Here is a 2678-nt window from a genome sequence, read left to right on the forward strand (position 1 = left end):
CGCGGTGCAGGAGTTGGTGGGCGGGCACTCCGTAGCGTTCGGATTGGCGGACGGCGTGTTTGAGGAAGCTGGAGTAGACCCCGGAGTAGCCCATGACCAGGGCGTTGCGGTCCAGTACGCATTCGGCGGGCATGGCCGGGCGTACGACGTCTTCGGCGGCGTCGGCGATGTCGAAGAAGTCGATGCCGGTCTTGACGCCGATCTTGTCGAACACCGCGATCAGGGCCTCCACGGGGGCGTTGCCCGCACCGGCGCCGAAGCGGCGACACGAGCCGTCGATCTGTTTGGCGCCCGCGCGGACGGCCTCCACCGAGTTGGCCACGCCCAGGCCGAGGTTTTCATGGCCATGAAAACCAACTTGAGCATCCGACCCCAACTCGGCGACCAGCGCGGCGACCCGGTCGCGGACGCCTTCGAGGACCAGCGCGCCGGCGGAGTCGACGACGTAGACGCACTGGCAGCCGGCGTCGGCCATGATGCGGGCCTGGGCGGCCAGTTTCTCGGGGGGGATGGTGTGGGCCATCATCAAAAACCCGACGGTTTCTAGGCCCAGGTCGCGGGCGAACCCGAAGTGCTGGATGGAGACGTCGGCCTCGGTGCAGTGGGTGGCGATGCGGCAGATCGACCCGCCGTTGTCCTGGGCCTGTTTGATGTCTTCCTTGGTGCCCACCCCGGGCAGCATCAAGAAGGCGATCTTGGCCTCTTTGGCCGTTTGGGCGGCGAGTTTGATCAGTTCTTGTTCGGGGGTTTTGGAAAAGCCGTAGTTGAAGCTCGACCCGCCCAGCCCGTCGCCGTGGGTCACCTCGATCACCGGCACCCCCGCGACGTCGAGGGCCGCCACGATCGCCGCGACCTCGTCGGTGGTGAACTGGTGGCGCTTGTGGTGCGAGCCGTCGCGCAGCGAGGTGTCGGTCATCCGCACGTCCCAGATGGGGTTGAAGAAGATGTCCTGCGTGCTCATCGTGTGCCTCCTGCCACCGACAGCATCTCTTTGGCGATCTCCTCGCCGACCTTGGTGGCCGCCGCGGTCATGATGTCCAGGTTGCCCGCATAGGGGGGCAGGTAGTCCCCGGCGCCTTCGACCTCGACGAACGTGGTGACCAGGGCCTGCCCGCCGGAGTTAAGCGAGGGGTCGTCGAACTGCGGCTCGTTGAGCAGCCGGTAGCCGGGCACATAGGTCTGCACCTCAGCCACCACGTCGTGGATGGATTTGGCGATCGCGTCGCGGTCGGCGTCCTCGGGGATGGCGCAAAAGATGGTGTCGCGCATGATCATCGGCGGGTCGGCCGGGTTCAAGATGATGATCGCCTTACCGCGCACCGCCCCGCCGATGCTTTGCACGCCGCGGCTGGTGGTCTTGGTGAACTCGTCGATGTTGGCCCGCGTACCCGGCCCCGCCGACACCGAGGCCACCGACGCCACGATCTCGGCATAGGGCACCCCGCCCTGCTCGGCGACCGCACGCGAGACCGCGTAGACGATCGGGATCGTGGCCTGGCCCCCGCAGGTGATCATGTTGACGTTCGGGGCGTCCAGGTGCTGGCGCAGGTTCGCCGGCGGGATCACCGCCGGACCCACCGCCGCCGGGGTCAAATCGATGGCCCGGATCCCGGCCTCGGCGTAGCGGGGTGCGGCCTGCCGGTGCACATAGGCACTGGTCGCCTCGAACACCAGATCGGGTTTCTCCGAGCGCCCCAAAAGCCAGTCCACCCCCTCATGGGTGGTCTCCAAACCCAGCTTGCGGGCCCGGGCCAGGCCCTCGCTGGCCGGGTCGATGCCCACCATCCAGCGCGGTTCCAGCCACTCCGAGCGCAGCAGCTTGTAGAGCAGGTCGGTGCTGATGTTTCCCGACCCGACAATGGCCACTTTCAAGGCCACACCCGCTTGAGACGACGGCATGAAGAACGCTCCTATTCGAACGACAACCCGACCGCGCCCAGGCCGGTGAACTCGGCGACGAACTCATCGCCGCCGCGCGCGTCGATGGCCCGCGTACACGACCCGGGCAACACGATGTCACCTTTGCGCAGCCGTACCCCAAAGCTTTCCACCTTGCGGGCCAGCCAGGCCACCGCGGTCACCGGATTGCCCAGCACCGCCTCGCTGCGGCCCTCGGCGATCACCTCGCCGTTACGGCTCAACACCGCCTCGATCCCCGTGACGTCCACCTCGCCCGGCGACACCCGCGCCGCGCCCAACACGAAACCCGCCGAGGAGGCGTTGTCGGCGATGGTGTCACACAACGCGATCTTCCAATCGGTGATCCGGGTGTCGATCAACTCGATCGAAGGAACCAGCGCCTCGGTCGCGGCCAGCACGTCATCCTCGGTGCAACCCGCCCCCGGCAGGTCGGCGGCCAAAATGAAACCCACCTCCACCTCGACTCGCGGGTACAGGTACTTGCCCGCCTTGACCGGGGTGTCCTCCAACACCCGCATCTCATCGAGCAGATGCCCGTAATCGGGCTCATCGACACCCATCATCTGCTGCATCGCCAACGACGACAGCCCCACCTTGTGCCCCACCACCCGGGCACCCCCCGAGACCCGCCGACGAATGTTGATCAACTGAATCTCATAGGCATCCACCACATCGATCTCAGGATGGGCAGCCGTCAACGGCGCGACCGGCTCACGACTCAACTCAGCACGCCACAACCCCGCAGCCAGCTCGTCGCG

At 66.8% G+C, this 2678-nt stretch carries 3 protein-coding genes; all 3 read right to left on the reverse strand.

Annotated features, from left to right (window positions below; all coding sequences use genetic code 11):
* Positions 1-961, reverse strand: a 961-nt coding sequence (gene dmpG, locus AC2VON_RS23340) for a 4-hydroxy-2-oxovalerate aldolase (RefSeq protein ID WP_486954977.1), incomplete at its 3' end; no start/stop codon positions are given.
* The gene (locus AC2VON_RS23345; RefSeq protein WP_486954978.1) at positions 958-1899 is read right to left on the reverse strand and encodes an acetaldehyde dehydrogenase (acetylating); all 942 of its coding nucleotides are present in this window, start codon (positions 1897-1899) and stop codon (positions 958-960) included. The genes dmpG and AC2VON_RS23345, both read right to left, overlap by 4 nt.
* Positions 1900-1910: 11 nt before the next feature.
* A partial coding sequence (locus AC2VON_RS23350) for a 2-keto-4-pentenoate hydratase (protein ID WP_486954979.1) occupies positions 1911-2678 on the reverse strand: 768 nt, incomplete at its 5' end.

The sequence above is a fragment of the Mycobacterium sp. TH-M82 genome (assembly GCF_057473605.1).

Coding starts and splice junctions, on each gene's coding strand:
- AC2VON_RS23345 (WP_486954978.1), bottom strand. CDS start 1,899: ATGCCGTCGTCTCAAGCGGGTGTGGCCTTGAAAGTGGCCATTGTCGGG.